Origin of the sequence: Streptomyces sp. NPDC058157 (genome assembly GCF_042884105.1) — a bacterium.
GTDB lineage: Bacteria > Actinomycetota > Actinomycetes > Streptomycetales > Streptomycetaceae > Streptomyces.
Genome location: NZ_JBHVUQ010000243.1, coordinates 1 through 6,765, shown reverse-complemented (window position 1 = coordinate 6,765; position 6,765 = coordinate 1). Strand labels below are relative to the sequence as shown.

Sequence of the window (6,765 nt, the reverse complement as noted above, 5' to 3'; positions counted from 1 at the left end):
ACCTCGCACCGCTCGTCGACCTCCACGGGCGCGGTCTCGGCGACCAGGCGTCCGCCGGGCGCGAGCAGGGCCGCGGTGCGCTCCAGCAGGGCGGCGGGGTCGCCGCCGATGCCGATGTTGCCGTCGATCAGCAGGGCCGTGTCCCAGCGGCGTTCGCCGGGCAGGGGCTCGAAGACGGAGCGGCACAGGGCCGTACCGCCGCGGCGCACGGTCCGGGTCACCGCCGCCGGGGTCACGTCGATGCCCAGGGCGAGGTGGCCCCGCTCGGCCAGCGCCGCGACGAGCCTGCCGGGGCCGCAGCCGATGTCGAGGACGCTGCCGCGGCAGCGGGCCAGCACGCTCTCGTCGGCGGCGTCGGTCGCGGCGCACCAGCGTTCGACGTCCAGGGGCAGCAGCCAGCCGTCCGTCCGCCGCAGGAACAGGGGACCGCGCCCGGTGCGCAGGGCCAGGGTGTACGGGTCGGCCCGCCAGGCGGGGCCGGGGCCGGCCGGGGGCTGGGTGGCGGCGGGCGGCCGGGAGGTGGTGGGCGGCCGGGAGGTGGCGTGGGCGGTCATCGGACCACCGGCGTCCGCGCGCTGAGCTGCCGGTACCGCGCGGCGAACCGGCCCGCCGGAGCGAGGGCGGCCACCTCGGCGGCGTCGACGGCCGTGTCCACGTCCCGCAGCCGGGGCAGCAGCCGGGTGCGCAGACCGGCCGCGCGCAGCCGTTCGTACTGCTCCGCCCCGGTCTCGGGCACGGACATGGGTACGCCGAGCAGCAGCGCGGGGTCCGCCGCCGCCAGCCCCAGGGCCCAGAACCCGCCGTCCGCGGCCGGGCCGAACCAGGCGTCGCAGCTGTCGAAGACCAGCGCGGGCGCCAGGAGCTCCGGGGTCACCTGCGGGGTGTCCATGCCGATCAGCAGCGCCGGGCCCGCGCAGTCGGCGAACGCGGCCGCGAGGCGTTCGTCCAGGCCCGCGCCGCGCTGCGGCACGACCTCGAAGCCGGGCGGCAGCCACGGCCCCGGGGCGCCGTCCAGCACCAGCACGTGCCGCTCGGCCGGGGTGGCCGCGGCCGCCGCCAGGGTGTCGGAGAGCGCGGCCTCGGCCAGCCCCGCGGCCTGCTCGGGGGTGAACGGCGGGGTGAGCCGGGTCTTGACCCGGCCGGGCACCGGAGCCTTGGCGATCACGAGGAGGCTGGTCACCGGGCGCCCCCCGGCCGCTCGGCCCGGCCGGGGGCGGCGGGGACGTACGGCGGCTCGGCGAGGACGGCGCGCATGTCGCGGACGGCGTGCCAGGTACCCCGCCAGGTGCCGGTGACCTTGGACCTGCCGCTGCGCGGCAGGTAGGGCACGTCCTCCTCGCGCACCCGCCAGCCCGCGTCGGCCGCCCGCACGACCATCTGCAGCGGGTAGCCGGAGCGCCGGTCGGTCAGCCGCAGGCGCAGCAGGTCCTCGCGCCGCATGGCCCGCAGGGGGCCGAGGTCGTGCAGGCGCAGGCCGGTGCGGCGGCGCAGCATCCGGGCGAGGGCGAGGTTGCCCGCCCGGGCGTGCGCGGGCCAGGCGCCCCGGCCCCGCGGGCGGCGGCGGCCGAGCACGAGGTCGGCCTCACCGGCCGCGACCGCGCGGACGAACCCGTTCAGCAGGCCGGGGTCGAGGGAGGCGTCGCAGTCGCAGAAGCAGACGTACTCGGCCTCGGCGGCCAGGAGCCCGGCGTGGCAGGCGGCCCCGAAGCCGCGCCGGGACTCCGTGACGACGGTGGCGCCCAGGGAGCGGGCGATGCCGGCGGATCCGTCGGTGGACCCGTTGTCCACGACCAGGGCCCGCCAGCCGGCGGGGATGCGGGAGAGGACCCAGGGCAGGGCCCGGGCCTCGTTCAGACAGGGCAGGACGACGTCCACGGAAAGTTCGGTCACGACTGCCACCGTAGGAATTCTGCGGGGACATAGCGGACATCGACTCCTTACGAAACGCGGACGTCGGCCGTCCGGGGACCGGCCGCCGCAGACGGAACGGCTCCCGGGTGGGAGGCTTGCCGTCATGAGCACGGCCACGCACCCGCCCGCCCCGCCCGCCCGGGTCCTCGTCGTCGACGACGACCCCACCGTCGCCGAGGTCGTCACCGGCTACCTGAGCCGGGCCGGCCACAGCGTCCACCACGCCGCCGACGGCCCCGCGGCCCTCGACTCCGCCGCCCGGCACGACCCGGACCTGGTCGTCCTCGACCTCATGCTCCCCGGCATCGACGGGCTGGAGGTCTGCCGGCGGCTGCGCGCCGAGCGCCCCGTTCCGGTGATCATGCTGACGGCGCGCGGCGACGAGGACGACCGGATCGCCGGACTGGAGCTCGGCGCGGACGACTACGTCACCAAGCCCTTCAGCCCGCGCGAGCTGGTCCTGCGCGTCGAGTCCGTCCTGCGCCGCAGCCGGGCCGCGGCGCCCGCGGCCGCCGCCGCGGGCGCGGGCGCGGGCGCACCGCTGACCGGGGCGGGGATCCGGCTCGACCCGAAGACCCGCCGGGCCGAGCGCAACGGGCGCGAACTCCTGCTCACCCTCAGGGAGTTCGACCTCCTCGCCCACTTCCTCGGCCATCCCGGCCGGGCCCACGGGCGCGAGGAGCTGATGCGGGACGTGTGGGGCTGGGAGTTCGGCGACCTGTCCACCGTCACCGTCCACGTACGCCGCCTGCGCGCCAAGATCGAGGACGATCCGGCGGCCCCGCGGCTCATCCGGACCGTCTGGGGCGTCGGGTACCGCTTCGAGGCCGGCGGGGAGGAAGGTGCCGCATGAAGGACGTCCTGCTGATCGCGGCCTTCGCGTTCGGCGGCGCGGCGAGCGCCGGCCTGCTGGGCGCGGTCGCGCTGCGCCTGCTGCGGCACCGCTCCGTCGCCGTCTCCCTGATCGTGGTCGCCGCGGTCGCCGTCACGGCCATGCTCGCGGGCACCCTCGCCGTCGCGCGGGCGATGTTCCTCTCCCCGCACGACCTGAGCGTCGTCACCCTCGTGGTCGCCATGGCCGCCGTCGTCTCCCTGGCCACCGCCCTCGTGCTCGGACGGTGGGTCGTGGCCCGCGGCCGCGACCTCGCCCGCGCGGCCCGCGACTTCGGCGACGGCGGCAGCTTCGCCGTGCCCCCGGCCCGGGCCACCGCGGAACTCGCCGCCGTGACCCGTGAACTCGCCGCCACCAGCGCCCGGCTCACCGCCTCCCGGGAGCGCGAGCGCGCCCTGGAGTCCTCCCGCCGCGAGCTCGTCGCCTGGATCTCCCACGACCTGCGCACCCCGCTCGCCGGGCTCCGGGCCATGGCCGAGGCCCTGGAGGACGGGATGGCCGCGGACCCCGCCCGCTACCACCGGCAGATCCGCACCGAGGTCGAACGGCTCGACACGATGGTCGGCGACCTCTTCGAGCTCTCCCGCATCCACGCCGGGGCCCTCGAACTGACCCCCGGCCGCGTCTCCCTGCGGGACCTGGCGGCCGACGCCCTCCTGGGCGCCGACCCGATCGCCCGCGAGCGCGGCGTACGCCTGTGCGGCGACGACATCGCCCCGGTCCCGGTCGAGGTGGACGGCAAGGAGATGACCCGCGTCCTGGCCAACCTGCTCGTCAACGCCATCCGCCACACCCCCGCCGACGGCACCGTCGCCGTACGCGTCGACCGGCACGAGGACACCGCGGTCCTGTCCGTCACCGACGGCTGCGGCGGCATCCCCGAGGCGGACCTGCCGAAGGTCTTCGACACCGGCTGGCGCGGCAACCCCGCCCGTACGCCCCCGGCCGGCGCCGGGCTCGGGCTGGCGATCGTCCGGGGCATCGTCGAGGCCCACTCCGGCCGGGCGCGCGTCCACAACGTGCCCGGCGGCTGCCGCTTCGAAGTCACCCTGCCCCTCGCCCGCGCGCACGCCTGAGCCCCCCGCCCCGGACGCCCGTACCCCGCCCGCTCTACCCGGCGGCGGGGGCGGGGGCCCGCTGCCCGGCCCGGGCGAACTCGGCCATCCCCGCGGCGAAGGCCACCTCCGGACGCCAGCCCAGCTCGTCCCGCAGCCGGGACGAGTCCGCCGTGATGTGCCGGACGTCGCCCAGCCGGAACTCGCCCGTCACCACCGGAGCCGGGCCGCCGTGCTCCGCCGACAGCGCGGCGGCCATCTCCCCCACGGTGTGCGGATCGCCGCTGCCCACGTTGTACGCCCTGTGCCCGCCGTCCGGCAGGCCCCCGGCACCGTCCAGCGCCACCGCGTTCGCCCGCGCCACGTCCCGCACGTGCACGAAGTCCCGGCGCTGCCCGCCGTCCTCGAACACCCGCGGGGCCTCGCCCCGGGCCAGCGCGGACCGGAAGAAGGACGCCACACCCGCGTACGGCGTGTCCCGGGGCATCCCCGGCCCGTACACGTTGTGGTAGCGCAACGACACGGCCGTACCGCTGGTCGACCGCGCCCACGCGGCCGCCAGGTGCTCCTGCGCGAGCTTCGTCGTCGCGTACACGTTCCGCGGATCCGCCGGCGCGTCCTCGCCCACCAGCCCGGGGACGAGCCCGGCCCCGCAGCGCGGGCAGCGCGGTTCGAACCGGCCCGCCTCCAGATCCGCGACCGCCCGGGGCCCCGGCCGCACCACCCCGTGCTCCGCGCATACGTAGCGCCCCTCCCCGTACACCACCATCGACCCCGCCTGCACGAACCGCCGCACCCCGGCCTGCGCCATCCCGGCCAGCAGCACCGCCGTGCCCAGGTCGTTGCAGGCGACGTACTCCGGCGCGTCCGCGAAGTCCTTCCCCAGACCCACCATCGCGGCCTGATGGCACACGGCGTCCACACCGCGCAGAGCCCGCCCCACCACCTCCGCGTCCCGGACGTCCCCCCGGACGAACTCGGCGTCCGGCAGCTCGGGAGCCCCCGGGTGGGCGGTGGGCGACAACGCGTCCAGCACCACCGGGGTGTGCCCCCCGGCGGACAGGACGGCTACGACGTGCGAGCCGATGAACCCGGCTCCTCCTGTGACAAGTACCCGCATGGCGGCCACGCTACGGAACCGCACCCCGCGCCGGCGGCTCCCGCACCGGCCCGTAAGACTTCCGTCACCCCCGGGCCCGGACCACCAACCCGGGGGTGACGGAGTCAAGTGTTCCGCTGCCGTGCCCCGGGAACATCCGTCCGATACGACGGTGACGGGGACGGTGGGACATGGACCGGGAAGAACGGCGGGCCGTGGTCGGCGCGGGGTTGAGCTGGGCGGTCTGGGGGACGCTGATCTGGATCGTGACGGATTCCGACCTCCAAGGGGTCCAGGACGCCATCGGCTGGTGGATCCTCGCCCTCGCCCTCGCACCCGTCGTGCTCATGGCCGTATGGCTGGTCGTGTCCGACGAACCCCGGGCCCCCGCCGACGACTGCGACTCCGACGGGGTCCACTGGACGCACGGGCCGGACGGCTGCGGCAGCGCCCGCTACGGGTGCGGCGGCTGAGGCGCCGCCGCGCAGGGCCTCAGCCCAAGTGGACGACGCGGGCCCACGGGGGCGGCGCCGGGAGGAAGTCGGGGTCGTCCTCGTCATCGGCCGGGGCCGGGCGGGGGAAGAGGCCCACGACCGTGCGGCACGACGGCCGGGCCGAGGGCCACGGGGTCTGCCCGTCCGTCAGCGCGACGATCACGTCCGGGCGGGGGCTGGAGCGCAGCGCCCGGGCGAAGCCCGACCGCAGGTCCGTACCGCCGCCGCCGATCAGCTCCAGGTTCTCGGCACGGCACAGCGGTACCGCCACCCCCGCCGCCGCGTCGCAGGAGATCACGGAGACCAGATCGCGGCGACCACCCACCGCCCGTGAGATCGCCGCGACCTCCAGCAGCGCGGTGCCGAGTTCGGCGTCGCTGACCGACCCGGAGGTGTCGATCACCACGCAGACCCGGGGCGGCGTCCGCCGCAGGCTGGGCAGCACGACGCCGGGAACCCCGGCGGAACGCCGCGACGGCCGCCGGTAGCTGTGGTCCTCCGCCCCCGGACCGCCCGCGGCCGCCCGCACCGCCGCGCCGAGCAACTGCCGCCACGGCTGCGGGGGATGGAAGGCCTCGTCGGCCCAGCGCCGCCAGCCCTCCGGCGCGTCCCCGGGCCGGCCGGTGATCGCCTCGGCCACCCGGAAGCGGACCGCGTCCCGCTGCTGCCGGCTCAGCCCGTGCGCGCCGTCCGGTCCCCGGTCCCAGGGCCGCGCCCAGCCGTCGGCGCCGCTGCCGCAGTCCAGCCAGGCCAGCTGCGGGGTGTGGTCGGCCATCGAGAACCGGCGCAGGTACTCCTCCATCAGCAGCCCGTCGGGCAGGCCCGTCATGGCCGGCCGCACGGCCCCGGCGGGCACGGGCAGGCCGTCGCCGAAGATGTCGTCGTTGATCTCGAAATCGGCGGCGATGTTCTGCCGCAGCCGCTGCCCCGGACCGCTCTCCCCGTGCTCCCGCGCGTACCGCTCGCCGCGCTCGTGGTGGTCCCGCAGCAGGTGGGAGACCTCGTGCACCCACACCCCGGCCAGTTGCTCCAGCGGGGTGCGCGCCACGAAGGACGGGGAGACGTAGCAGCGCCAGTGGGCGTCCACCGCCATCGTGGGCACCGACCGGTCCTCCACCACGTGCAGCGCGAACAGCGCCCCGGCCAGGTACGGGCGGACGGTGGCCGCGTGCAGCCGGGCGGCCAGCAGCTTCTCCGTGTCCAGCGGGACCGCCGGGCCGCCCGGCGGCGGGCGGGGGACCCCCGCCCGCACCGGGCGCGGCGGCGGGGGAGGGGCCATGGGGCGCGGACGCGGGCGCGAGTGGGCCGGGGTGG

General features: G+C 77.2%; 7 protein-coding genes and 1 pseudogene. 3 read left to right on the top strand and 5 right to left on the bottom strand.

Going from position 1 to position 6,765, the window contains the following annotated elements; translation table 11 throughout:
* The 3 genes and pseudogenes from ACFVXK_RS34140 to ACFVXK_RS34130 form a co-directional block, all read right to left on the bottom strand.
* Nucleotides 1–554: pseudogene (locus tag ACFVXK_RS34140) on the bottom strand (class I SAM-dependent methyltransferase); the annotation flags it as partial.
* Entirely contained in the window at nt 551–1,180 is a 630-nt protein-coding gene (locus tag ACFVXK_RS34135; protein WP_389619753.1) for a DUF2064 domain-containing protein, read from the bottom strand. The pseudogene ACFVXK_RS34140 and the gene ACFVXK_RS34135, both read right to left, overlap by 4 nt.
* Entirely contained in the window at nt 1,177–1,890 is a 714-nt protein-coding gene (locus tag ACFVXK_RS34130; RefSeq protein ID WP_389619750.1) for a glycosyltransferase family 2 protein, read from the bottom strand. The genes ACFVXK_RS34135 and ACFVXK_RS34130 overlap by 4 nt, the downstream gene beginning before the upstream one ends.
* A 124-nt stretch (nt 1,891–2,014) precedes the next feature.
* Between ACFVXK_RS34130 and ACFVXK_RS34125 the strand changes: the two genes are divergently transcribed.
* Nucleotides 2,015–2,764 carry a response regulator transcription factor gene (locus tag ACFVXK_RS34125; RefSeq protein WP_389619748.1) on the top strand — a complete coding sequence of 250 codons (750 nt, stop codon included), beginning with the start codon at nt 2,015–2,017 and terminating at the stop codon, nt 2,762–2,764.
* Nucleotides 2,761–3,879: a sensor histidine kinase gene (locus ACFVXK_RS34120; protein ID WP_389619745.1), complete on the top strand. Its 1,119-nt coding sequence runs from the start codon at nt 2,761–2,763 to the stop codon at nt 3,877–3,879. Before ACFVXK_RS34125 ends, ACFVXK_RS34120 begins: the two co-directional genes overlap by 4 nt.
* 34 nt (nt 3,880–3,913) lie before the next feature.
* Here ACFVXK_RS34120 and ACFVXK_RS34115 read toward each other — a convergent pair whose 3' ends face one another.
* Entirely contained in the window at nt 3,914–4,978 is a 1,065-nt protein-coding gene (locus ACFVXK_RS34115; RefSeq protein ID WP_389619742.1) for an NAD-dependent epimerase/dehydratase family protein, read from the bottom strand.
* A 170-nt stretch (nt 4,979–5,148) separates the two neighbouring features.
* Between ACFVXK_RS34115 and ACFVXK_RS34110 the strand changes: the two genes are divergently transcribed.
* Nucleotides 5,149–5,430, top strand: coding sequence for a hypothetical protein (locus ACFVXK_RS34110; protein WP_389619739.1), 282 nt, complete (start codon nt 5,149–5,151; stop codon nt 5,428–5,430).
* A gap of 19 nt (nt 5,431–5,449) precedes the next feature.
* Here the strand turns inward: ACFVXK_RS34110 and ACFVXK_RS34105 are convergent, their stop codons facing one another.
* Nucleotides 5,450–6,730, bottom strand: coding sequence for a VWA-like domain-containing protein (locus ACFVXK_RS34105; RefSeq protein ID WP_389619759.1), 1,281 nt, complete (start codon nt 6,728–6,730; stop codon nt 5,450–5,452).
* Nucleotides 6,731–6,765 lie beyond the last annotated feature (35 nt).

Coding starts and splice junctions, on each gene's coding strand:
- ACFVXK_RS34125 (WP_389619748.1), top strand. CDS start 2,015: ATGAGCACGGCCACGCACCCGCCCGCCCCGCCCGCCCGGGTCCTCGTC.
- ACFVXK_RS34120 (WP_389619745.1), top strand. CDS start 2,761: ATGAAGGACGTCCTGCTGATCGCGGCCTTCGCGTTCGGCGGCGCGGCG.
- ACFVXK_RS34115 (WP_389619742.1), bottom strand. CDS start 4,978: ATGCGGGTACTTGTCACAGGAGGAGCCGGGTTCATCGGCTCGCACGTC.
- ACFVXK_RS34110 (WP_389619739.1), top strand. CDS start 5,149: ATGGACCGGGAAGAACGGCGGGCCGTGGTCGGCGCGGGGTTGAGCTGG.
- ACFVXK_RS34105 (WP_389619759.1), bottom strand. CDS start 6,730: ATGGCCCCTCCCCCGCCGCCGCGCCCGGTGCGGGCGGGGGTCCCCCGC.